Annotated in this window: 26 protein-coding genes; 25 read left to right on the top strand and 1 reads right to left on the bottom strand. The window is 69.8% G+C overall.

Translation table 11 applies throughout. The features are described 5' to 3' along the window. Positions 1–37 precede the first annotated feature (37 nt). From FHX78_RS32080 to FHX78_RS31980, 21 genes are all read left to right on the top strand, one after another. Positions 38–529, top strand: a complete 492-nt coding sequence (locus FHX78_RS32080; RefSeq protein WP_229924143.1) for a DUF6415 family natural product biosynthesis protein — start codon at positions 38–40, stop codon at positions 527–529. Positions 530–761: 232 nt separating this feature from the next. Next, the gene (locus FHX78_RS32075; protein ID WP_145870866.1) at positions 762–2657 is read left to right on the top strand and encodes a glycoside hydrolase family 15 protein; all 1896 of its coding nucleotides are present in this window, start codon (positions 762–764) and stop codon (positions 2655–2657) included. A gap of 25 nt (positions 2658–2682) precedes the next feature. Next, complete coding sequence (locus tag FHX78_RS32070) at positions 2683–4197, top strand: sensor histidine kinase (RefSeq protein ID WP_145870865.1); 1515 nt, start codon at positions 2683–2685, stop codon at positions 4195–4197. Between the two features lie 69 nt (positions 4198–4266). After that, on the top strand, positions 4267–4782 hold the full coding sequence (locus tag FHX78_RS32065) for a roadblock/LC7 domain-containing protein (RefSeq protein ID WP_061916021.1): 516 nt from the start codon (positions 4267–4269) through the stop codon (positions 4780–4782). Beyond that, on the top strand, positions 4779–5183 hold the full coding sequence (locus tag FHX78_RS32060; protein WP_145870864.1) for a DUF742 domain-containing protein: 405 nt from the start codon (positions 4779–4781) through the stop codon (positions 5181–5183). The genes FHX78_RS32065 and FHX78_RS32060 overlap by 4 nt, the downstream gene beginning before the upstream one ends. A 52-nt stretch (positions 5184–5235) precedes the next feature. Next, positions 5236–5823: a GTP-binding protein gene (locus FHX78_RS32055; RefSeq protein WP_167531910.1), complete on the top strand. Its 588-nt coding sequence runs from the start codon at positions 5236–5238 to the stop codon at positions 5821–5823. Continuing rightward, positions 5823–6464, top strand: a complete 642-nt coding sequence (locus FHX78_RS32050) for a GAF domain-containing protein (RefSeq protein ID WP_145870863.1) — start codon at positions 5823–5825, stop codon at positions 6462–6464. The genes FHX78_RS32055 and FHX78_RS32050 overlap by 1 nt, the downstream gene beginning before the upstream one ends. 87 nt (positions 6465–6551) lie before the next feature. Continuing rightward, complete coding sequence (locus FHX78_RS32045) at positions 6552–7805, top strand: acyl-CoA dehydrogenase family protein (protein WP_145870862.1); 1254 nt, start codon at positions 6552–6554, stop codon at positions 7803–7805. Between the two features lie 128 nt (positions 7806–7933). Next, complete coding sequence (locus FHX78_RS32040) at positions 7934–8425, top strand: LuxR C-terminal-related transcriptional regulator (RefSeq protein WP_341874758.1); 492 nt, start codon at positions 7934–7936, stop codon at positions 8423–8425. 74 nt (positions 8426–8499) lie between these two features. Beyond that, a complete protein-coding gene (locus tag FHX78_RS32035; RefSeq protein WP_145870860.1) occupies positions 8500–9072 on the top strand; it encodes a carbohydrate kinase family protein in 573 nt (190 codons plus the stop codon). Continuing rightward, positions 9069–9644 (top strand): DUF6624 domain-containing protein, encoded by a 576-nt coding sequence (locus tag FHX78_RS32030; protein WP_145870859.1) that lies wholly within the window; start codon positions 9069–9071, stop codon positions 9642–9644. The genes FHX78_RS32035 and FHX78_RS32030 overlap by 4 nt, the downstream gene beginning before the upstream one ends. 73 nt (positions 9645–9717) lie before the next feature. Next, complete coding sequence (locus FHX78_RS32025; RefSeq protein ID WP_093593323.1) at positions 9718–10185, top strand: DUF6082 family protein; 468 nt, start codon at positions 9718–9720, stop codon at positions 10183–10185. Positions 10186–10244: 59 nt separating this feature from the next. Beyond that, complete coding sequence (locus tag FHX78_RS32020; RefSeq protein WP_093593327.1) at positions 10245–10655, top strand: 6-pyruvoyl trahydropterin synthase family protein; 411 nt, start codon at positions 10245–10247, stop codon at positions 10653–10655. Continuing rightward, on the top strand, positions 10652–11395 hold the full coding sequence (locus FHX78_RS32015; protein ID WP_145870858.1) for a 7-carboxy-7-deazaguanine synthase QueE: 744 nt from the start codon (positions 10652–10654) through the stop codon (positions 11393–11395). The genes FHX78_RS32020 and FHX78_RS32015 overlap by 4 nt, the downstream gene beginning before the upstream one ends. A 56-nt stretch (positions 11396–11451) precedes the next feature. Next, the gene (folE, locus tag FHX78_RS32010; RefSeq protein WP_145870857.1) at positions 11452–12081 is read left to right on the top strand and encodes a GTP cyclohydrolase I; all 630 of its coding nucleotides are present in this window, start codon (positions 11452–11454) and stop codon (positions 12079–12081) included. Beyond that, a complete protein-coding gene (locus FHX78_RS32005; RefSeq protein WP_145870856.1) occupies positions 12078–12905 on the top strand; it encodes a hypothetical protein in 828 nt (275 codons plus the stop codon). Before folE ends, FHX78_RS32005 begins: the two co-directional genes overlap by 4 nt. Continuing rightward, positions 12902–13981 carry a purine-nucleoside phosphorylase gene (locus FHX78_RS32000; protein WP_145870855.1) on the top strand — a complete coding sequence of 360 codons (1080 nt, stop codon included), beginning with the start codon at positions 12902–12904 and terminating at the stop codon, positions 13979–13981. The genes FHX78_RS32005 and FHX78_RS32000 overlap by 4 nt, the downstream gene beginning before the upstream one ends. Next, the gene (locus tag FHX78_RS31995; protein ID WP_006143029.1) at positions 13978–14670 is read left to right on the top strand and encodes a dTMP kinase; all 693 of its coding nucleotides are present in this window, start codon (positions 13978–13980) and stop codon (positions 14668–14670) included. The genes FHX78_RS32000 and FHX78_RS31995 overlap by 4 nt, the downstream gene beginning before the upstream one ends. A 36-nt stretch (positions 14671–14706) precedes the next feature. Continuing rightward, the gene (locus tag FHX78_RS31990) at positions 14707–15636 is read left to right on the top strand and encodes a DUF2797 domain-containing protein (RefSeq protein WP_145870854.1); all 930 of its coding nucleotides are present in this window, start codon (positions 14707–14709) and stop codon (positions 15634–15636) included. A 60-nt stretch (positions 15637–15696) separates the two neighbouring features. Continuing rightward, positions 15697–16542: a class I SAM-dependent methyltransferase gene (locus tag FHX78_RS31985; RefSeq protein WP_145870853.1), complete on the top strand. Its 846-nt coding sequence runs from the start codon at positions 15697–15699 to the stop codon at positions 16540–16542. Beyond that, positions 16539–17084, top strand: coding sequence for an NUDIX hydrolase (locus FHX78_RS31980; RefSeq protein ID WP_145870852.1), 546 nt, complete (start codon positions 16539–16541; stop codon positions 17082–17084). Before FHX78_RS31985 ends, FHX78_RS31980 begins: the two co-directional genes overlap by 4 nt. 20 nt (positions 17085–17104) lie before the next feature. Here the strand turns inward: FHX78_RS31980 and FHX78_RS31975 are convergent, their stop codons facing one another. Continuing rightward, entirely contained in the window at positions 17105–17611 is a 507-nt protein-coding gene (locus FHX78_RS31975; protein ID WP_425282241.1) for an NUDIX domain-containing protein, read from the bottom strand. Positions 17612–17777: 166 nt separating this feature from the next. Between FHX78_RS31975 and FHX78_RS31970 the strand changes: the two genes are divergently transcribed. From FHX78_RS31970 to fxlM, 4 genes are all read left to right on the top strand, one after another. Next, positions 17778–18986, top strand: coding sequence for a hypothetical protein (locus tag FHX78_RS31970; RefSeq protein ID WP_145870851.1), 1209 nt, complete (start codon positions 17778–17780; stop codon positions 18984–18986). Positions 18987–19457: 471 nt separating this feature from the next. Beyond that, positions 19458–19925, top strand: a complete 468-nt coding sequence (locus tag FHX78_RS31965) for an NUDIX domain-containing protein (protein WP_145870850.1) — start codon at positions 19458–19460, stop codon at positions 19923–19925. Next, entirely contained in the window at positions 19922–21913 is a 1992-nt protein-coding gene (locus tag FHX78_RS31960) for an ABC transporter ATP-binding protein (RefSeq protein WP_145870849.1), read from the top strand. The genes FHX78_RS31965 and FHX78_RS31960 overlap by 4 nt, the downstream gene beginning before the upstream one ends. A gap of 23 nt (positions 21914–21936) precedes the next feature. After that, entirely contained in the window at positions 21937–23232 is a 1296-nt protein-coding gene (gene fxlM / locus FHX78_RS31955; protein WP_167531909.1) for a methyltransferase, FxLD system, read from the top strand. Positions 23233–23297 lie beyond the last annotated feature (65 nt).

Below are 23297 nucleotides of genomic sequence, written 5' to 3'. Positions count from 1 at the left end.
TCGCTCAAGTTGGCTTGATTCACCTAGGAGTTGCGTCATGCGTCCCTCGCTGGCCCTTCGCCGGGCGTGCCAACTCAGTGATCAGGGAAGGAGAAGCCACGCCCTTGGTGAGCCCATCCTGCGACGGGACCCGGCGGCCTCGGCGACGGAAACGGTGGCGCTCGTGCTGGGCGAGGACTCGCCGTTACCCGATACTGCCGCCGATGTGGAGGACCTCGCACTGCGGCTGCGAGGACACGTCAGCCAGCTCGGAGCTCTGACGCCTTCGCAAGAGCCAGCCCTGCTCGGTGCGCAGCAGCTCTGTTCAGGCGGCCTCCCCGATGGCTACATGCCCAGCAGGGTTCATCTGGTCAGGCTGGCCGAGGCGACCCAAGACCTTATCGCTGCCGTGCAGGCCCACGACGTGGCCCCTGCGAAGTCGGTCCAGAGACGGCGCTGGTGGAAGCCGCCGATCAACGTGCTGCGCGGCGCGGTCTTCGCTCTCGCCCTCGCGTGCGTGGTTCTGGCCGCGTCGGCGCCCCGGACATGACCGCCGCCGGGGCAGTTCTGATCGCGCTGATTCTCGGTCCCATGGCGTGGCTGGCTCTTCGTGGTGAGCGAGTAACCGGCCGCATTGCTCCACGGGACGTGGATCCCCGGCCGAGGCAGAACAGACCTCCCCCGGACCGGTAACCACCGTGCCTCTCTCACCGACACTTCCCGGCCGCCCCGGCGGCCCCGAAGCCACCCCCGGGTCCACGGGGACTACGGAGACCCACACGATGAAACGCCTCCCGCGCATCGAGCAGTACGGCCTGATCGGCAACATGCAGACCAGTGCCCACGTCTGCGACGACGGTTCGATCGACTGGCTGTGCCTGCCCCGGTTCGACTCGTCGGCCGTCTTCGCCGGCCTGCTCGGCACGCACAAGCACGGCACCTGGCAGATCGCCCCGGCCGCGCCTGGCCCCTCCGGGCCCGAAGCGGTCGCCGAGCGCCGGTACCGCGGTGACACGCTCGTCCTCGAATCGATCTGGCGCACACCGGCCGGGTCGGTCCGCGTCCTGGACTTCATGCCGCCTCGCGACGGGGCACCGCAGGTGATCCGGATCGTCGAGGGTCTGGCCGGTGAGGTGGCATTGGTTTCGGCCATGCGTCCGCGGCCGGGATACGGCAGCGTCAGCCCGTGGATCCACGAGGCCGATGGGCGCATGGTCGCGGAGGCCGGCGCGGACGCACTGTGGCTCGACACCTGCGTCCCGCAGGCGGAGAAGGACGGGGTCGTCGTCAGTGCCTTTGCCATCCGCGCCGGGCGGAGCGTGGCGTTCGTGCTCAGCTGGTGCCCGTCCCACGCACCGGCTCCGGAGATCCCCGACCCGCACGCGGCGCTCACCGAGACGCTCGCCTTCTGGCAGGACTGGACGCAGCAGTGCACCTACGACGGCCCCTACCGTGAGGCCGTGGTCCGTTCCTTGATCGCACTGAAGGCACTGACCTACCACCCGAGCGGCGGGATCGTCGCCGCGCCGACCACCTCGCTGCCCGAGGAGATCGGCGGCCGACGCAATTGGGACTACCGCTTCACCTGGCTGCGCGACGCCGCTACGACCCTGGCCGCGTTACTGGAGACCGGCTACCGGCAGGAGGCGCAGGCATGGCGGCGCTGGCTTCTGCGTTCCGTGGCCGGCGACCCAGAGAACCTGCAGATCATGTACGCGATCACCGGAGAGCGTGATCTTCGGGAACGGGAGTTGCCCTGGCTGCCCGGGTATGAGGGCTCGACGCCGGTGCGGGTCGGGAACGGGGCGGCGGACCAGCTCCAGCTCGACGTGTACGGCGAGGTGATCGAGACCCTGTACCTCGCGCACGAGAGCGGTGTGGCCCACTGTGCCGACACCGCGGTCCTGCACCAGCGGCTCGTCGAGCACCTGGCACAGCGCTGGCGGGAGCCCGACGAGGGGATCTGGGAGATCCGCGGGGCACGCCAGCACTTCGTCCACTCCAAGGTGATGGCCTGGGTGGCGATCGACCGCACCATCCGCCTGGCCGAAGCCGGCGCGCTCGACATCGACCTGGCCCGCCTGACCGAGCTGCGGGCAACCATCCACCACGAGGTCTGCACCAGGGGCTTCGATCCGGTGCGCAACACCTTTACCCAGTCCTACGGTTCCAAGGAACTCGACGCCGCCACGCTGCTGATCCCCCGCGTTGGCTTCCTACCGCCGAACGACCCGCGCGTCATCGGCACCGTGGACGCAGTGCGCCGTGGACTCTCCACGTCTGACGGGCTTGTGCGCCGTTACCCGACCATCGGCGACCACACCGGGGTGGACGGCCTGAGCGGAGACGAGGGCACATTCGTCCTCTGCTCCTTCTGGCTCGTAGACGCCCTGGCCCTGACCGGCCGCCTCGACGAGGCCCACGCCCTGTTCGAACGCCTCCTCGCACTGCGCAACGACCTCGGCCTCCTGGCCGAGGAGTACGACCCCGTCCAGCAGCGCCAGCTCGGCAACTTCCCGCAGGCATTCAGCCACATGGGCCTGATCCAGAGCGCCCGGCTGCTTCAACTCCTGGCGACGCAGTCCTCCCACCGCGGCGCGGTCGCGTTTCCGTCACCCCGCTCGACCGCACGCAGCACACACAAGACCTGCGCAGATCTGACGCTGCAGCACGCCTAGCCACCCCACCCTGACGAGGATTCCCATGCCTGACAGCGCCTTTTCGGCACGGCCGGCCGCCACCGGCCACCGCCGACGGCGGCCTCCGATCAACGCGTTCACCCTGCACCGTGTCCACCGCGCCGTCGCACTGCCCCTAGTACTCCTTGCCGCCCTGCTGGGTGCCGCCTTCACCCTCTGGTCGGTGTCCGCGGTGGGCCCCGGCTGGCTCCTGGCCGGCCTGATCTGCGGACTCGCGGGCGTCGCCACGATGGCGGCTCGCGGAGCGCGAACGGCCGCAGGAGCCATACAGGCAGCGGCGGAGGAGGCCCGGGCAACGGCACTGGCAGCAATCGCAGGGGCAGCCGCGGCCATCGAGAAGTCGGTGCAGTGGTCGGCGGACGAGCTGTGCCGCGGGGGACGCCCGCCGCTGCCGGACCTGCAGGCGCCACCTGCCAGCCCTGACGCCGAGATTGACAAGGCGTTGAGTGCTCTCCAAGTGCGGGCCGTCGCGTCGTTGATACGGGTGCACGACGAGTCCCAGTCCGTCGTCCTCCTGGAAGTGCTGCGCCGCCTGGCCATGCGCGAGCACGCCTTGGTCGGCAAGGCACTTGAAGCACTGAGCCAGCTGGAGATGCTGACCGACGACCCGGAGCTGCTGGCCAAGATCTTCGAGATCGATCACCTCGTGACGCGGATGCGTCGCCAGGTCGAGAGCACGGCGGTGCTGGGCGGGCAGTCCCTGCGCAGCGTGCGTCGGCCCGTTCCCGTCAAGAGCGTGCTACGCGGCGCGGTCTCCGAGGTCGTGCAGTATCCGCGGGTGGCGGTAGCGGCCGGGTCCGTGGGCGCGGAGGTGGGTCTTCCCGGCCATGTGGGGCCGGACCTGACGCACCTGCTGGCTGAGCTGATCGAGAACGCCTGTGAGTGTTCCGATCCGGCTACGAAGGTGATGGTGCGTGCGCAGCGGGTGGCGAACGGGCTGGCGGTCGAGGTCGAGGACCGGGCCATCCCCATGCATCCGCAGACGCGGGCGCAGATGAACCACCTGCTCCAGGCCCCCGACGAGGTCGACGTCAGCGGCCAGGTGCGAGCGGGGCAGCTCGGCTTGCTGGTCGCCGCGAAGATCGCCCAGTCGCACGGGCTGTCCGTTCTCCTGCAGGAGAACGTGACGGGAGGCACCACCGCCCTGGTGGTCATCCCGGCACGGCTCCTAGTAGCGATTCCCTCCGTCGACGATGCGAGCGCGCCGCCCCAGGACGCCCGCCCCTTGGCGCCGCAACCGCAGCAGGTTGCAGCGACTCCAGCCACCCCGAGGCCGGGGCAGGTCCCACGCCCCGGTACCGCAGGGGCGCCGGAAGCCGCACAGGCAGGTCACTCTGCTGATGCGCCCGCCCTTCCCATGCGTAGACGCCAGGCCGGCACGTTCCATCCGCCACACGAGCGGGAGCAAGCCCCCGTGACCGCGGCGACGCCAGGGCTCGCAGCCGCCTTCCGCACCGGCATCCAGGCCGGCGGGCAAGCCGGTTCTCCCACCGCTTCGACAGAGCACCCCAGTTCCTGAACCTCGTCCCTCCACGTTCCCGGTGGCCCTTACATCCGCTGGCCCTTCCCCCCTTCTGGAGCGATCCCTATGAGCACCCACCCCGCGATGAACAACGTGACCGGCGACGCACCCGCAACCGAGACAACGGCAAGCGGACAGCGGGACAACATGGCGTGGCTGCTGCGGCAGTTCGCCTCCGACACGACGGGCGTCACGCACGCCGTCCTGCTCTCGCGGGACGGACTACGGCTGCTGGACAGCGACGTCGACAAGGACTGGGCGGACGAACTGTCGGCCGCCATCAGCGGAGTGGCCTCACTCGCGGCGAACATCACCGGTCCCACCCACAAGAAGAGGCCGGCGAGGCAGGTCGTCATCGAGCGAGACGACTGTCTGATCTTCGTCCAGAGCTCCGGTCGCAGCGCGGCCTTCGAGGGCCATCCCGGCAACGAACGGGGCGTGGTGGACACGGTCCTCGCGGTGATCGCGACCATGGACGCCGATGCCGGCACCGTCGGGTTCGAGATGGGGCGCCTGGTGCAGAAGTTCGCCCCCTACATGCAGATCCCCGTCCGCGTCGGCACGGGTGATGAGGTCCGGTGACCGCACACGGCAGCGCGGCCGAGGATTCGACGTTCGTGCGGACTTACACCCTGACGCGCGGTCGCACCCGGCCACGGCATCTGCTCGGCCTGGACACGGTGCTGGATGCCGGACCCGGGCGGCCCGGCCCGGGCCAGGCCGAGGAATGCTCAGAGATCCTCGCCCTGTGCCGGGACCACCGGCGTTCGGTGACCGAGCTGGCGGGCCGACTCGGCCGTCCCGTAACCGCCATCAAGATCCTCATCTCCGACCTCCTGGACGCCGACGCCCTGGTCGTCCCTGTCACCGCCTATGCCGCGTCCGACGCGCATGCACGTCCCTCTGCACAACTGCTGGCGGCCCTGTCTGCCGGCCTGAAGAGGAAGTGGCCCGATGCCATCGCCTACCCCCAGGCCGGGTGACCCGGCCGTGGTGCTGCGGCCGTCGTCGCGCCCGCGTACCGGTGCACCGACCGTGCTGAAGGTCGTGATCGCTGGCGGTTTCGGCGCGGGCAAGACCACCGCCGTGGGTGCCGTCAGTGAGATCACGCCGCTGAGCACGGAGGAGTACCTGACCGAGGCGAGCGCGGACGTGGACAGCCTGGCGGGCGTCGAGGCCAAGCAGACCACCACGGTCGCCTTCGACTTCGGTCGCCTCAACCTGCCCGACGCGCCCGTGCCCCTGGAATTGTTCCTGTTCGGCACGCCCGGCCAGGACCGGTTCGTCGACCTCTGGTACGACCTTTGTCGCGGAGCCGTCGGCGCGGTCGTCCTGGTCGACACCCGCCGCCTGGAAAGCAGCTTCACCCCCGTCGGCTTCTTCGAGGACATCGGCCTGCCCTTCGTCGTCGCGGTGAACCAGTTCGACGGAGCACATCGTTACCCCCCCGAAGAGGTCCGCACCGCCCTCGAACTGCCCGCCTCTGTGCCGGTGGTCACCTGCGACGCTCGCGATCCGAACCACGTCGCTGGCGTCCTGCTGACCCTAGTTGGCCACGCCTTGAAGAGCGCATCGGCAAGCCCCGCTCGCCCCGCATCCACTACCACCTTTCAGGACGCCTGATGTCGTATCAGCCTAACGATCCCTACCGCACACGGCAGATCGCCCCCCTCACGCAGTCGCTGCCGCGACGCACCATGCGCGAGGTCACCCATGGGCCATCCCTCCCCGCCGGCGCCGCCGTCCCCGTCCCGCAGGCCCAGCAGGCGAGCGAGCTGGCGCAGCGATACGAGCTGCTGGATCGCCTAGGCGTGCCCACCGCTGCCAGCGAGGACTTCGACGAACTGGCCCGCGACATGGCCACACGAGCCGGGTTCCTGTACGGCTTCGTCAACCTCTTCCTGGAGGAGCAGACCTTCGTCGGGCTGCACCAGCCGCCCGCGGACAGCGGGTACGTCATAGTCGGCCGCACCATGAGCCGCGACCACGGCTGGTGCCCGGAGGTCATGGCCCGCAAGAAGGCCCTTCCGCTGCACGACGTGCACGCCAGCCCGCGCTTCAGCGGCAACCACGTGGTCGACGCGGTCGGGATCCGTTCCTACTTCGGTGCCCCGCTCATCCACGACAGCGGCACCGTGCTGGGCACGGTGTGCGTCATCGACCCCGAGAAGCGGCCCCTGAGCGAGGCCCGACGGCTGAGAGACATCGTCATCAACGCCGGCGTCCGGGTGATGGACCACATCGCCCGCGCGCCCGTCCGCTAGTCCGTTCCACGACCCCCCACCCGGGAGCCGCAGGCGATCCCCGGCCGCTCCACCGTGCGACCTTCATCCAGGGAGAGGGAGACGACCATGCCCGCCACACCCCCCACGCCGCCGCCGGCGCTGCGCCCCTATCTCACCGCCCGCCACGAACTGCTGTGGGACGAGGCGGACGCCTTCGCGGCCGAGCACATCGCGCCGCGCGCCGCACGCATGGAGGCCGCCCCCGGCAGGGTGGAGCGCAAGGTCGCCGACCTGATGGCCGCACGACGCTGGTTCGCCGTCACCGTCCCGTCCTCCTTCGGCGGGCTGGGCGCCGGGCACGTGGCCAAGACCATCCTCGTCCACCGCATTGCCCGCGTCTCGGCGGCTGCGGCGGCCATCCTCCAGGCCACGCTGATCCCCGTCGGCGCCCTGCTGCACTTCGCCACCTACGAGCAGAAGGGCCGCTGGCTGCCCCGCGTAGCGGACGGTTCACTGCTCTTGTCGATCGCCGTGACCGAACCGCGAGCTGGCGGGCACATTGGCGGCATCGAGACCATCGCCGAGCACGTCGGCAACCAATGGGTGATCACCGGCAGCAAGATCCACATCGGGAATAGCCACCTCGCGGGAGCCCACCTCGTGGTCGCCCGGACCGCCAAGGCAGGCGTGAGCACCTCCCAGGCGCTGACCGCGTTCATGGTCGAATCCAAGCGCCGAGGGCTCTCAGTCGCCGACCACCGTCCCGGCCTCGGCCTGCACGGCTTCTCCGCCGGCCGCCTCGACCTCGATCACGTCCGCGTCCCCGAGGAAAACGTGGTCGGAGAGATCGGCCACGGGCTGGGCGTAGCGCAGAGCAGCAGCATCCTGTACGGCCGTCCCAACCTGGCCGCAGTCAGCCTGGGAATACACGAGGCAGTCGTGGCCGCCTCGACCGCTTACCTCAAGGCGCGCTCCCGCTACCGGGGCGCCCTCTCCGATCTGCCGGTTCTGCGGGACCGCATCGGTGACATGGAGGCCCGCCTGCGCGCCGGTCGAATCCTGGCCTATCAGTCCGTGCACCTCCTCGACCAGGGCCTGCCCTGCGACACCGACCTGATCAACGCCAAGTACCTCGGCCACCAGTGGGCGATGCAGTCAACCCAGGACGCCATGGAGCTGCACGGCGCCCACGCCCTCAACGGCGACTACATCCTCCAGCGCCTGTGGCGCGACATCCAGTTCACCTACCCACCGGCCGGAACCGGCGAAGTCCAGCGCATACGCCTCGCCGACGCCGCCTTCGACGAGGCCCACATCCAGTGGTCAGAACGTCTCGCCGCCGAAGCGGCGTGGGCCCGCCCCGACCCGACAGCCGCATGAGCCCCCGTGTGCGGCGCCCCGTGAATCCAGACCGCCGCGCACGGGCCCGTGTCGCCGGCCCCCGGCCCCCGCGAGGTCCGGCGACACCCCACCCGATATCCCTCAACCCAGCCGCGAAAGAGACACCCGTGACCCCGCGCATGACGACCAGCGCACCGATCACCCCCCTGACCCCGACCCAGCAGCGCGTCGCCCAGCACCTCGTGGACGGCCTCGGCCCTCAAGAGATCGCCGCGAGGACCGGGCTGTCGGCCGTGACCGTCCGCCAGTACGTACGCGACATCCGGGAGAGCCTCCACTGCCCGCCCCGCTGCAAGCCCCCGGTGATCGTGCACTTCCTGTGCAGCGCCCGGCAGGTCGCTCCGCCCGCAACGGACAGGTCAATGCCGGAACTCAGTCCAGAGCAGCAACTGTTGCTGCGGGCGGTCGCTGAGCACAGCAATCCCAGCGACATTGCTGCCATAGCCAAGATCGCGCCCGCCGACGTGCGAGCCGCACATGACGAACTGCTCGCCAAGACCGGGGCGGCCAACACCACCCAACTTGTCGTCTGGGCCCACGCGTGGGGCCTGCTGGGCGCCAGGCGGGTCACCACGATGGAGAGCGGAGCTCGCCAGTGAATGCCTCACCCGCTTCTACTGCCATCGAGTCCTCCCCCGCGCCTCGAAGCCAGTGCGCGACAGGGTTACCGGCCGTGTACGAGATTCGGTCGTTGCGCACCGACGCCGAACGGGACGAGGCCGCGGCCCTCGTCCAGGACCGTCAGCGCTGGCTCGCCATGCGCGGCATGCCTACACCCGCCCGGTCCGATATCCCGGCCCTGTTCCGCGCCCCGCAGGTGAAGCCGGCTGGACTGTTCGAGGACGGGCTGCTGCTGGCCTGCATGATCCCGCAACGCGGGCCCGACCTCGGATGGGGCGAAGGCCCGTGCCTCTTCCTGGACTGTGTCCACACCCTGCCCGGTCACTCCGATGACACCGTCCCGCTGATCACTCTGTGGGCCTCCGACTTCGCCGCCCGGCTCGAGGTACCGCTTGTGCGGGCCGAGGCCATGGCCCGCCATCCTCTCGACGTCGATCCGATCGCCACATTCCTTCGTCGGCTCACCGACATGGGCTGGGACGTCCGTGGATGGGGCACCGGACAGCACCATGAGCGAGTCGCGCGCCTCGAACTCACCGCCGAGCTTCGGCCTGGGCTGAGCGCGCTCATCGGCTGCCAGGTCCACGAGCCGCAGTCCGCCGCCGACCAGCGGAGTATCGCGTGAGGACCGCGGAACCGCTGCGGGCGGACCTCGCCCGCGAACTCATCGCCCGCGCCGCACAGTCGGCAGCACGCCGGGCAAGACGCGTACGCAACCAGCTCGACGCCGTCCACCTCGGCCAGGACCGTCACGCTGAGCACGCCGACACCAAAGTGCTGCGCCGCATCCTGGCCGAACATGACTGGCCCGGCCACCGTCTCGTGGGCCCCGACGCAGCACGTGCCGCCTGGAGCATCGCTCTGCACGCCGACGACGAACCCGACTTCCAGCGGGCGGCCACCACCCTTTTGAAACGTGCGGTCCAGGACGGCGATGCGCGCATCCAGCACTGGGCCCACCTTCACGACCGCGCCCTGGTCAACAGCGGGCGACCCCAGGAGTTCGGGACGCAACTCGTCCTCAGCGCAGCAGGGGTGGAGCTGTGCCCACTGCGTGCGCCGCAGTTGCTGGACCAGCGAAGGGCCGCCGTCGGACTGCCGCCGATCGCCGTCGCTTTGGACACTGTGCGCCGCCGGTACGCCCTGGATCGCATTGACGGCGGCTCACCGGCCGTCGTGCTAGCGGGGGTCGCATGACGCAGCGAGCCCCGCAGGCTTCCACAGACCCGCCCTCGCCCCAGATCACTTTGCGTGAAAGGACCGTTAAAGCATGAAGCTCACCACCGCCGTCCTCGCTGCCGGCGCCGCGGTTTCCCTCGCCACCGTCGTGGTCGGAGCCGCCCGGCTGAGGCAGGACGCGCGGCACCAGGCCGAACGAAATGAGGCGACCGTCGCGCGCAACCAACTCGACTGGCTGACGCAGATGTCCGCCAACCCTGACCTCGCCAAGCTCTGGACGCCCGAGGACCTGGATGTCGAGGAGTACATGCAGCTGCTGAAGGCCAACCAGCTCATCTGCATGCTCAGCCTGCGCGACCGCCTCGGCTTCGTCCGGGACGGGCGTCTGCCGTTCTACGCCTCGAAGCTGATGGAGAGGGACGTCTGCCGGCGGTACTGGGCCCGTTTCGGGGGCCTCCGCGCTCAGGAGGCCGAGGGCGACGAGCGCGCCGAGCACTTCACCAAGGTGCTGGACAAGGCCGCGAAGAACCACCTGGGGGCACAGCCCGTAGCCGCCTGAAGAGGCGGCTGCCCCACCCCGCCCGAATCAGCCACACCCTCACCTCTCGGAGAAATCGAATGGGCTTCACTGCTGTTCCACTACCGCCCGGCAATTTCACCATCGGTAAGAAGTTCGCCTTCGAGGCTGGCCATCGGCTTCCCCGGCTGCCGCATGAGCACAAGTGCTCCCGCCAGCACGGGCACAGCTACGAGGTTGAGGTCATCCTCACTGCATCCGCGCTGGAGGATCCCGGCTTTGTCACGGACTTCGGTGCGCTCGCCCCGTTCAAGTCGTTCCTGGACACCGAGCTCGACCACCACAACCTGCACGAGATCCTGCCCTTCGAGCCCACCTCGGAGCGCCTGGCCCAGTTCCTGGCCGGCTGGTTCGTTCAGAACCTCCAGTCGGAGATCCCCGGCCGCCTTGTCGCCGTCCTAGTCCGCGAGACCGCAAGCAGCTGGGCCCGCTTCGATGTGGTGGGCCAATGACCACAACCAAGCCGCTCAACCTCGAACCGGAAGCTGCCGAAGGCGAATCCCTGATCGTCGCGGAGTGCTTCGGTACCGAGGTGCCGACGTTTCAGGGCGAGGGCCCAAGCTGCGGACACCCGGCCCTGTTCATCCGCCTGTCCCGGTGCAACCTCACTTGCACGAGATGCGACACGAAGTACACCTGGGACTGGTCTCGTTTCGACCCGCACGAGGAGTCGACGAGGGAATCCGTCGCGGGCCTGGTGGCCTGGGCCACGTCTTCACCGGTCGAGCTGGTCGTGATCACCGGCGGCGAGCCGTTGATCCAGCAGGCGCGACTGGTGCCTCTCGTCCGGGGACTGATAGCAGCCGGCAAGCGGATCGAGTTCGAGACGAACGGCACCATCGCGCCCACTCCCGAGCTGGTAGCCGACGGGGTCCGGTTCAACGTCTCGCCCAAGCTTGCCAGCTTCGGCGTGAAGGAGACCAAGAGCATCGTGCCAGCCGCGCTGGAGGCGTTTGTGGCCTCCGGGCGGGCGGCGTTCAAGTTCGTCGCTTCCACGGTGGACGACCTCGACCGGATCGCCGAGCTGGCCGACGCCCACCGGCTCGCGCCGGTGTGGGTGATGCCGGAGGGCACCACCCCCGAGGTGATCACCGCGACTACCCGGGTCCTCGCGGACGGGGTCGCGGCCCGGCACTGGCACTTCACCACCCGCCTTCACGTGTTGGCCTTCGCGGACGCCCGAGGCCGCTGACCGCACGCGACTCCACGCCCCATCCGTTCCCCAGTCCCCGGAAACGAGAGACGCCCATGACGACCTCTATCGCCAGCCCTGCGGCGGCGCCGACGGCTGCCGGCGCCGGGCCCACTGCGGTCATCGACACCGGCCGGGTCGCCGGCCTGATCCACCAGCTCTTGGTCGAGCTGGGCGAGAACCCCGCCCGCGAGGGGCTGACCGGCACCCCGGACCGCGTCGCGGCCTGGTGGAGAGCCTTCCTGTCCCCGGACGGCGCCGAAACGGCCACCTGCTTCACCGAGTCCCAGCTGGGTGGTCAGCTGGTCATCGTGGGCGGCATGAGCGTGTGGTCGCTCTGCGAGCACCACATGCTGCCCATGAACTTGCAGGTCACGGCTGGATACGTGCCGGATGGCGAGGTGGTGGGCCTGTCGAAGTTCGGGCGGATCGCCCAGCACTTCGCCGGCCGACTGCAGGTCCAGGAACGCTTCACCCGCCAGGTCGCCGAATACCTCAACGGCGTGATCGGACACGAGAACATCGCCGTCGCCGTGCGCGGCGTGCACCTGTGCATGAGCATGCGGGGCGTACGGATGGAGGAGGCTCGCACCACCACGGTGCACTCGGGCGGGCGCTTCGGCACCGACCCCGTCCTTTCCCAGCAGTTCCTCACCCTCACCACCGGCCTGTGGGGGGCGTCGTGATCACCACCGCGGGCATCGACTTCTCCGTCATCGCTCCGCCTGCCTACCTGAAGAACTTCGTCGCCCAGGAGCCGGCCCGCGTCCACCATGTGGCCGCCCAGCATGTGCTGTCCAACGAGAGCTACCGGGCCTTCTTCGCTCACGAGGCCGAGCGCGGCGCCGAGATCATCATCGACAACGGGCTCTTCGACCTCGGCTACGCCCTGCCGGCGGAAAGCCTCGTCGAAGCCGCGCTGGCGGTGTCCGCGAGGGAGATCATCCTGCCGGACGTCATGCGGGACGGGACCGCGACCTTGAAGGCGAGCGAGAAGGCCGCGCGAGAGATCCGGAAGCTGTCCGGCGACGCATTCCGGCTGTGCGCGGTCCTGCACGCCGCGGACGACGACGAGTGGCTGCGCACCTACGACGCCTTCGTGACCAGCGGCTGGGCCGGGGCCATCGCCCTGCCGGCCTCGCGTCGACCGGATCCCGACGAGCAACTGTGCCGCACCCGCTGGTTGGCGACCGCCTACCTGCAGGATCGCGGCCTGGTCGACGATCTGCTCATCTACCGGCTGCTCGGTCTGGGCCGGACCGGGCACCTGGAGCTGATCGAGCAGCGCGAGCACGAGTGGATCTCCTCCGTGGACGGCGCAGCCCCGGTCATCCTCGGCGCGATGGGCGTCGCCCTGCTGCCCGAAGGGCCGTACGAGAAGCCCTCCACGCCCCGCATCGAGAAGCTCGGCCCGATCCCCGAAGACCGGTTCGACCTCATCCGGAAGAACATCTCCGTCGTTCGCACGGCGGCCGGCAGCACCGTGACGATCGCCGAGGAGCACCGATGACGCCCTTACTCGCCGACCCGACCCCCGGACTCCTGCGCGCCGCCCCGATCGAGCCGGCCGGGCACACTATGACCCACGCGAGGCTGCTGCGCTACCTGGAGATCAAGGTCCACCACCTCATCCAGGACCAGGACTGGGACAGCATCCGCGTCATCGGCGGCTACGACCGCACGGCGGTGGTCTCCCGGTACGAGAAGACCGGGAAGCTGTTCAACATCGAACGGCCCACCGCAGAGATCCACGGCCGTGACCTCGTCGTCAAGGCGTTCCCCGGAGCCGACTACGTCCAGCACTACGCCCTGATCATCGCCACGTACCTGGCCATGACCGGCCGCCCCGCCGATACCGTCACCTATCAGCCGCCCGAGCAGGAGGAGTGCCGAACGGCGCTCGATGCGCTCGACGTGGAACTGGACGGCGACCTGGTGATCGTCGGCTGGGGCCTTCAGTACCTCGCTCCCGAGAACGGAGTGTGGACCCGCGGACCCGGCTACGCCTGGCAGCGCCTCGACATCGCGGGCCGTCGCGTGGTCTACCTCGGGTTCCTCCACAGCATCTGGGGAGACGTGGCCGGACGGGTCGTCACGCGCCTTGCCGAACTCGGCGCAGGCGACATCGTCTACGTCGGCAAGGTCGGCTCGCTGACCCCCGGCGTCGAACCGAACGCCTGGCTGGCGACCGGCAACGCCAGCCTGGTACGCGGGGCGATGGTGAGCTGGGACGACTTCTTCGGCGACTACGCCGCCGCCCACGATGGGGTGCGCAGCGGCCTGCACGTGTCCTCCCCGTCGATCCTGCTGGAGAACCGCGACTGGCTGGCCCAGCACACCGCCTCGTACGCCTTCGTCGACCCGGAGATCGGCCCCATGGGGGCGGCGGCGCGCCAGGCGGGGATCAGATTCGGTTACCTCCACGTCATTTCCAACAACCTCGCCACGCACTATCCCGCCGACCTGTCCAATGAGCGTCACAGCGACGTCCTGCGCCAGCGCGCCGTCCTGGTGGACCGCATCCGCACCATCATCACCGGCCGCCTGACCGCCAGCCCGACCCACGCCCTGGGAGAATCCCGATGACGGCGAACGCGCCGACCACCACCGCAGCCGGGAAGCTGATCACCTTCGTCGGTGGTGACGGGGCCGGCAAGTCCACCCTCGCCGCCCGCCTGCACCAGGCCCTCAACGACGCCGGCCACACGGCAGTCCTCATCGGCAAGCACAGCACCGACGTCCGCCGGGACCCGGAGCTGTCCGCCTACCTCGACCGCCTCAACGAGCTGGTCTACCGGCGCGACGCCGGCGTCGCCCAGGCATGCGGCGACCACTACTGGCTGCTTGCCCTGGCCTCCTGGTACACCCTGCAGGACCGGCTCGTCATCCAGCCGGCCCTCGCCGCGGGAACCCACGTGATCCTCGACAACGCGCACCACAAGATCCTCGCTCGGTACGCGGTCAACCCCGAGGTCTCCCCCCGCCTGTGCGAGCAGGTCTTCGCGCATCTCACAAAGCCGGACCTGGTGTTCTTCCTGAACATCGGTGCCCGCGAGGCTCTCGTCCGCAAAGGCTCGTTCACTTCCCTGGAGGCCGGCCACGCCGGCGGCGGTGACGAGGACTTCATCCGCTACCAGGACACCGTCCTGGACCAGATGCGCGAACAGGCGGAGCGCGGCGCCTGGCTGACGCTGGACGTCGCCCAGTTGGACCGCGACCAGGTCTTCAAGGCCGCCGCCGCTGCCCTGGCCGACCGTCTGCGCTTGACCGTCTAAACCGGCCCTCCCTCCCCGATCGACAAGGAACGCACCATGGACCAGGCCCTGCCCGCCAGCGGGACATACGTCTGTCACGGCATCACCTGGGCGAGCGCAGACCCCCGTCTTCTGCTCGCCCCCGTGACCGGCGGACCACTCGTCTACGCCCCGGTGATGGGCAGGCGCCTGAGTTACCAGGTGAGCGGTACCGGCCGGTGGTGCACCGGCCGGTACCGGTTCGCCGACCGCGTCCGCGTCGAGGCGGTCGCCTGCCCTGACCGGGCCCCGGCCGAGGCCGGCGGACAGTGCCCGGCCTGCGCCGGGCGGGACGACTTCCGCTTCGCCCACCGGTTCCACTCCGGCGGGCATGTTCCCGACGCCCTGGCGGCGTACATGGCCCAGCCGCACTGGCTGTACCTGGCGACGTTCGCCGACGGCACCACCAAGATCGGCACCGCGGCCGAACCCCGTAAGCGCTCCCGCCTCGACGAACAGGGTGCCCTGATCGCTACCTACCTCGCCCGGAGTGCTGACGGCCGCGCCGTGCGGTTCCTGGAGGATGCCCTCACCCGCCACCTCGGCCTGACGCAGACCGTGCGAGCCGCGGCCAAGCTGACGGCCCTGGCCGAGCTGCGCGACCTCGCCCCGGCCGGTGCCGCCCACCATCAGCACCTCGACCGCGCCACCGCGGCCCTGAGCGGCCTGAACGTCCTGGCCACACCGGAGCCGTGGACGCCGCCCGGCGAAGGCGACCTGCTGCGGACGCCGAGGACCGGGCGCGCCTTGTACCCGCACGACCCACGCTCCGGTGAGCACGGGCTGACGGTGCTCTCCTGCCTCGGCTCCCAGGTCCTCGCCACCCTCGACGGCGACGGCGAACAACTGCCCTACCTGCTCGACCTCGGCACCCTCAAGGGCCGGCGCATCGTCCTCGGCGCACAGTTCTCCTCACCGCCCGCCGCCGTACAGTCCGCGCTCTTTTGACCCTGCCCGAACACCCGGCCTGCACTGCCGGGCCGCTCTGAGAAGCGAGGCCACAGCAACATGGCACCCCAGGACGCCATCCTCGGCTGGGACGAGGACAGCAACGCCGAGGCGTACGACGCATTCACCCGCGCCCACCCCATGTACGACGCGACCAGCCGCGACCTTGCCCGCCGAGGCCATCTGGCCAACGCCAGCCTGGTGGTCGACCTGTGCGGCGGCGCCGGCGCGACCGCCCGCGCGATCCTCGACCTGATCCCGGCCCGCGCTCGGGTCGTCTCCGTCGACAACGCCGCCGCGATGCAGCGTGTCGGTCGCCGCACCCTGACCGACGTCCGCCTGACCTGGATCACCTCCCCGGCCGAACGGCTCGCCGACCACCTGCACGCCAGCAGCGCCGACGCCGTAGTGTGCAACTCCGCGATCTGGAAGACCGACACCGCCGCAGTGTTCGCGGCCGTCGCCCACATCCTGAGCCCAGGCGGGCACTTCGTCTTCAACATCGGCGGCGGCTTCGCCGGCGTCCGGCACCCCGACGAACTGTCCACCCGCACCGGACCTACCCTGAACGCCCTCATCCGCCAAGTCGCCGCTGAGACCCACGGATACGCCCCACCGCCGCGCGACGCGGACAGGCCGCCGAAGCTGCCGCTGAAAACAGTCACCGAGCAGCTGACTTCAGCCGGACTGACGGTCGTCGGCACGGAGGTCACCGCCCAGCACAGCACCATGGCCGAGAAGAAGGCGTGGCTGTCCATCCCAGTCTTCGCGCGGCCCGAGGGCGACTTCACCCACGCCCAGCGGATGCAGATCCTCGACACCGCCTACGCCATGACAACCCCCGACGCCCCGGCCGTGACGAGCTGGCTCGTCGTCGTCGCCCAACGGCCGGAGGCCGCCGCATGACTCCGGCCGCCCCGGCTCCCGGCGGCGGGGCCCGCCTCTGTGACCACGCAAGTGTCGGGGTACTGATCTCCTCCCCGAGCGGCCTGCTGGTGTTCGAGCGGGCGATTCCTCCGGCCGGAATCGCCCCGGTCGCCGGCCACGTCGACGAGCATGGCGGCCCCGAGCAGGCCGCCCGCGACGAAGTCACCGAAGAGGTCGGTCTTACCGTCACCCACCTGCACCTGCTGCTGGACCAGTGGCGACCCAACCACTGCCACCGCACGCCCAGCGGTCTGGTCGGCCACCACTGGTGGATCTTCCAGGCCGAGGTTTCCGGGTCGCTGTGCCCCTCGCCCCGGGAGGTCCGCACCCCTCGGTGGATCCACCCGGCCCAGCTGCAGCAGCACGCGCTGCGGACCGCCGCGCACGCCAACGGATGCCTGGACCGTGAGGAGTTCGAGCGCGAACCCGGCCTGGAGCCGGTGTGGTGCCGCTTCCTGCACGACCTTGAGCTCGTCACCCTGTCCTCGGCCGACCTCGACCAGATCGAGGCCGTCCTGTGAACGGCGGCCAGGGGCCTACCTCAGCGGGAGCCGACCGCCCGGCCGGCTGCCAGACGGCGAGCGTGCGCACGGATCCGCTCGCGGTCCTCGGGGAAGACGCTGTCCCAGCCTGTGTCCAGACGGAACCATGCCGCCGGCTGGTTCTGCTCCCCGGCGAGCGGAACGTCGCGTCCGACGACCGCTGCGTAGGACAGGCCCAGCGTCGGAGTCCAGTCGGCCCGGTAGGAACGCACCGCCACGGCTGCGGGCTCGGGCAGCAGCTCGCAGCGCAGGCCGGTCTCCTCCAGCAGCTCTCGTGCCGCCGCCGCACGCGGCGCCTCGCCCGGCTCCACCTTGCCGCCTGGCGGCACCCATCCGCGCACGCGGTGCTTGACCAGCAGGACGTGCTCGAAAGCAGGGTCGGTGACCCACACCTCGGCCGCCAACGGCTCCATGGGATGCCGGCGGGCTTCCTCCAGCCAGGCCCGTGCACCGTCGAACTCCCATGCGGCGAGGCGGGCATCCGCAACAGCCTCGTCCAAAATCACCTGACCGACTTCACCATGACTCACCCGCCCCACCCTAGGCCGACAAACCGGCCGGACGTCGCAGCGACGAGCAGGCAGCCATCCGGGGATGTCCGGCCGACCCGGTGGCCCCTTCGGGCTGCAGGGCGATCACCCGTGGCACCCGCTTCACACGAAGGAGACCAGCGTGCCCGATGAGCAGCCCTCGGACCGGGGAGCCTGGGTCGTCCTCGGCGGCGTCCACCTCCTCAACCGCACCGCGCCACGGCGACCAGACGAGCCGATCGTGCTCGTCCGGGTGCCACCGCAGGAGGTATGCCGACCGGCCACCACCGTGATCGTCCGCTGGAACGCGCTGGGGCCCTGCCCGGCCGAAGCGCTGCACCCCGGCGGCACCCGGCTCGGGGCGGCCAGGATCGACGGCGGCGAACTGTTCCCCGACGCCATCGCCGGCCCCGCCCTGCGCGGCCTGGTCGGCACCGAGGCCGCCCCCGGCCTGGTGCCGCTGTGCTACCTGGCCGAACACCCCGGCGGCGGCTACCACGCGTACGCGCAGATCCGCTTCCACCCCGAGGACGCCTGCTTCGTCCGCACCACCCGGGACCCAGTAGGCCACGGCCCGGTCGAGGAACTGCGCTGGTTCGACCCCGTGCTGACGGCGCACGCAGAGTCGAGCACGGCGCTCAACAACCATCTGCGGTACTTCCGCAAGCACTTCTCCGGCACCGAGCTGGAGATCAAGTACACCCTCGACCCGGCACCGGACATCTGGTCCGCGTCCATGGAACTGCTCAAGGCCCTGCGCGACGGCAAGCTGGAAGGCTGCCGTCCGGAGTACCGGGAAGAGTTCCAGATCCACCACACCGAGAACCATCTGTTCGACGTCACCGGCCCCGAGCCCGAGATCGGCTACGCCTCCTTCATCCCCACCGTCACCGCCGGGCACGTGCTCAAGCGAAAGTGGTTCACCGAGGACGCCTTCGCCCGCCGCGAGGAACTCACCCCTGGCCTCGACATCCCCCCCGACCGCTTCGAGACGTTCCTGCGCGAAGACCTGAACCTCCAGGTCCGGGCCATGCCGCCCTTCCAGCGCGTCCGCTACGACATCCAGTGCGAGTCGCTGCGCACCGGACACGTCTACGGCATCTTCCTCGACCGCTGCGCCCTCCTGGCGGCCCCCGACGTGGTGCTCTCCCAGTGCGAGCTGGAGTACCGCCGCTCACGCAGCATCCTCGACCACGACCAGGACGAGATCCTCATCGAGATGAAGCGGATCGACAGCTGGCTCTGCGAGTACCTCGCCAGTCACGGTTGGGCCGCCGAGCACACCTTCTACTCCAAGCGCAGCTTCCTTCGCGACGCCATCGCCCTCCGCCCGGACCTCGCCACGCGATGACTGACCAAGCGCCCCCCCGGCAATCCCCCGCAGGAGGTACCGCAACCCACATGAGTGATCGAACACTGCATCACAGCCCGCCCCACCCGACCACACAAGGAGAGAGCCCGGTATCCGAAATCGCGTTCTAGATTTCGCCCCCCTCCACCCGTTACGGCTACAGCAGGACCGCCGTTACCCGATCACCTGTCCGCATCTCGCCCCGAGGAGTCCCCATGCATCCCGTACGCCGTCCTGGACTCGTTCATCCTGCGTTCGAAAATGCCGTTACCTCCTCGGGCGCCAGCCTTCACCTCACCTCCGGTCGCGCAGCTCTGCTCGCCGACGGGTCACGACCGGATACGAGGTACCTGGCATGACGCAGCCCACACCTCTCCCGTCCTCCGTCCTCACCTATAGCTTTCGGCACGGCGGTGCCCTGGTGACCAATGATCGGCACACCGTAGAACGCCTGGTACAGGAGGGCCGCCCGTGAGCGACTCGCCTCACCAGCTGATCGCCGACGTGGCACAGGTCCTGCCCCGTACGAACGGCACCGCCCTGTGCGTACGCCGCGCACTGGACGCCGCCCTCGCACCGGGACAGCTCACTGTCGTGGGCGGCCACCTGGAAGTCGGCGAACCACTCGACCATGCTGCGCGACGCGAGGCCATGGAGGAGGTGGGGGTCCTTATCACTGCTGAGCAGCAGGAGTTCTGCGGGCTCATCCACCACCACGACTCCGACAATGGCCTGGACCGGATCACCGCCGTGTTCGGGGCGCAGTCCTGGACGGGTGAGCCGTACAACGCCGAGCCACACAAGCACGAAGGGCTCTTCTGGGTGCCGATGGAACGACCGTCGCCGGACTGTCACCCCTACACCGCCACCATCTTCCACATGCTCACCCACGGCCCGTCCTACCGGGCCATCAACTGGCCTGCGGGAGGCGCCCGGTGAAGAGATTCTTCGGCCCGGTCACGATGGCCGATCCGCAGGTCTCCGACGCCGAACACGAGCTGTTCGGCGGCCCCCTGCGCTACGACATGGGCTGGTCCCAGCACGAGCACGCGACCTTGGACCTGACCATGATGTCCGCGCTGCGCTCCATGCCCACACTCGTCGGCGCAACGCTGCGCATGGCGTGGCAGGCCGACCGGCGTGCTCTGCTCTCGGTCGGGGTCAGCGAGATCGGCCAAGGCATCGCCGCAGCCGCCGGCCTGCTCGCCGTCAACGCCGTCATGCACGCTCTGCTCGCCGGCAACGGCAGCGCTGCCGAGCGGCTGCACGCCCTGTTACCCGGACTGTTGGCCGCCGCCGCTATCGGCGTCATCAACTCCGCCCTGTCCGCCTGGTCCACCTCCCGCGCAGGGCGGCTGGAGCCGAAGGTCGAGCGGATCGCTACCACGCAGTACCTGGCCGCCGCAGCCAGCGTCGAACTGGAGGCCATCGACGATCCCGACTTCCGGCGGCTCGTGGACATCGCCCAGCATGGCCCGGGTTCGGCCCGCCGCATGATCAGCGCCTGCGTCGCCGCACTGAACGGCCTCATCTCGCTGATCACCACCGCCGGCGTCCTCGCCGTACTCCACCCCGTGCTGCTGCCCATGCTGATCCTCATCGCCGCCCCGCGCGGCTGGGGCGCCATGCGCGTGGCCCAGGAACGATACGTGTCGGTGATGAGCTGGATCGAGCACGTGCGGGCCAGCCGCCTGATCGGCAACCTGCTCACCGAACGCACCGCCGCCCAGGAAGTGCGCCTCCACGCCGTCGGCGACTTCCTCCTGAGCCGTTACGAGCAGATGGCCGAGAGCGCCGAGGCCGAACAGGAACGCCTCGCCTCCAACAAGGCCCTGACCGAGTGGGTCGCCTCCGCGCTGTCCGGTCTGGCGATGGCGGCGACCTACGGGGCCATGTTCTGGCTGATCATGGACGGGCACATGAGCCTCGCCGTCGCCGGGACCGCCGTCATCGCGGTACGCACCGGCTCGGCGAGCCTGGGCGCGCTGGTCATGAACATCAACCAGCTCCACGAGGAGAGCCTCTACGTCCGTGACCACGGCCGCTTCCTCACCCAGGCCGCCCAGCGGACGCTGCCCGCCGGCGGTGCGCCCGTACCGGAACGCGTCAGGGAAATCGTTCTGGACCAGGTCACCTACCGCTACCCCGACCGGGACACCGCCGCCCTGGACAGCGTGTCACTGACCCTGCCTATGGGATCGGTCACCGCCGTGGTGGGTGAGAACGGCTCCGGCAAGAGCACCCTGATGAAGATCCTCTCGGGCATGCTGCTTCCCGAGGCCGGCACCCTGCGCTGGGGCGACGCGGACCTCACCGGTCTCGACCGCTCCCAGGTCTTCGAGCGTGTCTCCCTGCTCACCCAGGACTTCCAGCGCTGGCCCGTGACCGCCGCGATGAACATCCGCCTCGGCCGCCCCGACCACCCCGCTACAGACCAGGACCTCAAGCCCTCGGTCGACTACGCCGTTGCCGGCCCCGTCATCGCCAAACTCCCCGACGGCCTGCGCAGTCTGCTGGCCCGCATGTTCCGCGGCGCCATCGAACTGTCCGGCGGCGAATGGCAGAAAGTCGGCCTGGCCCGCACGCACTGGCGCAGTTCAACATCACATGCAGACGGCGTCCTCATCGTCGACGAACCGACTTCCGCCCTCGACCCCGAAGCCGAAATCGAAGCTTTCGACCGCATCCGCCGCCTCGCCGCACCGAACCGAGCCGTCGTCCTGGTCACCCACCGCATGTCCGGCGTCCGCCACGCCGACCACATCTACGTCCTCAACAACGGACACCTCGCCGAGCACGGCACCCACGACGAACTCATCGCCGCCCGCGGTCGGTACGCCACCATGTTCGACGCCCAGGCCGCCCAGTACGCCCCGACCGTGACCATCCCGAACCCTGCAACGCCCACCGTCTCGGACCAGGTATGACCCGCACGACCGAAGGGCGCGCCGTGACCACACGCCCCAGCACGGACCTCGACGAAGCCACCGCTCTGCGCCACCAACTGGCCGACGAACTCGCCGCCGCCGGACACATCCGCACCCCCGCGGTTGACCGCGCCCTGCGCACCGTGCCCCGGCACGCCTTCGCCCCCGAAAGGCCCCTCCATGCTGCGTACGCCAACGAGATCATCGCCACCCGCCAAAGCGACGACGGCACCGTCATCAGCTCCATCTCCGCACCCTGGCTGCAGGCCGACATGCTCGAAGCCGCCCGCATCCAGCCGGGCCACCACGCTTTGGAGATCGGCTCCGGCGGCTACAACGCTGCTCTCATCGCCGAACTCGCCGGCCCGACCGGCCACGTCACCACCCTCGACATCGACCCAGCCGTCACCGACCGGGCCACCCGCTTCCTGACCCAGACCGGATACGGCCGCATCCGCGTGGTCACCGCGGACGCCGAGCACGTGCCTGCCGAGGTAGTACCGGACGGCGGATTCGACGCCATCGTGGTCACCGTCGACACCTGGGATCTGCCCTGGATCGACGCCCTGGCCGAGGGCGGCCGTCTCGTCGCACCGTTGCGTCTGCACGGGTACCACTGGGCCATCAGCTTCACCAAGCGCGACGGGGCCTTGCACAGCGACGAGCCGCTCATCGTCTGCGGCTTTGTCGCCATGCAGGGCGACGGCGCCTGGCACAGGAATCGCCGCACCGTCCCAGGCACCGGCGTCCACCTGTCCTGGGAAGACGGCACCCCGTTGCCCGTCGACGAACTCGCCCTAGCCCTCACCTGCGAGCCGACCGTGACGCACACCCACGTCACCGTAGGCGGCCAGGAACCCTTCGACGCCCTCACCCTCTACCTCGCCGGCGCCCTGCCGGGCTTTTGCCGCCTCTCGGCCGACTCCGACGGCGACAACGGGGTCCTGAACCCGCCGCCCAAGCACTGGCCCGGCGCCGCGATCGTCCGCGGCAACTCCCTCGCGCGACTGGCCACCGAGCGCATCGGCGACGGAGACGAGGGCAAGGGCCTGTACGAGTTCGTTGTCCATGGCCACGGCCCCCGAGGACACCTCGCTGCACAGGAGATGGCCGAGCAGGTCCGGCACTGGCAGCACAACCACCGCGGCGCCCTCTGCCCCCGCATCACCGCCCGACCGGCCGCCAGTTGCGCCCCGCCGGCCAGAGACCACGAACTGCACGTATTTGCCAAGAAGCACACCCGCATCACCGTGGACTGGCCGATCGTTCCCGGCCCCGCTGCACTGCTCATCGGCCGAGGGAGCTGCAGCGCCGGATGAACGGCGGTACCTCCTGATCACCGCTCCCGGCCCGTGCCGAACCCATGCCCGCCCCACCGATATGG

It is taken from the genome of Streptomyces capillispiralis, from assembly GCF_007829875.1.
Lineage (GTDB): Bacteria > Actinomycetota > Actinomycetes > Streptomycetales > Streptomycetaceae > Streptomyces > Streptomyces capillispiralis.
The sequence above is the reverse complement of the archived record's forward strand: the minus strand, read 5'-3'. Positions and strand labels throughout refer to the sequence as shown.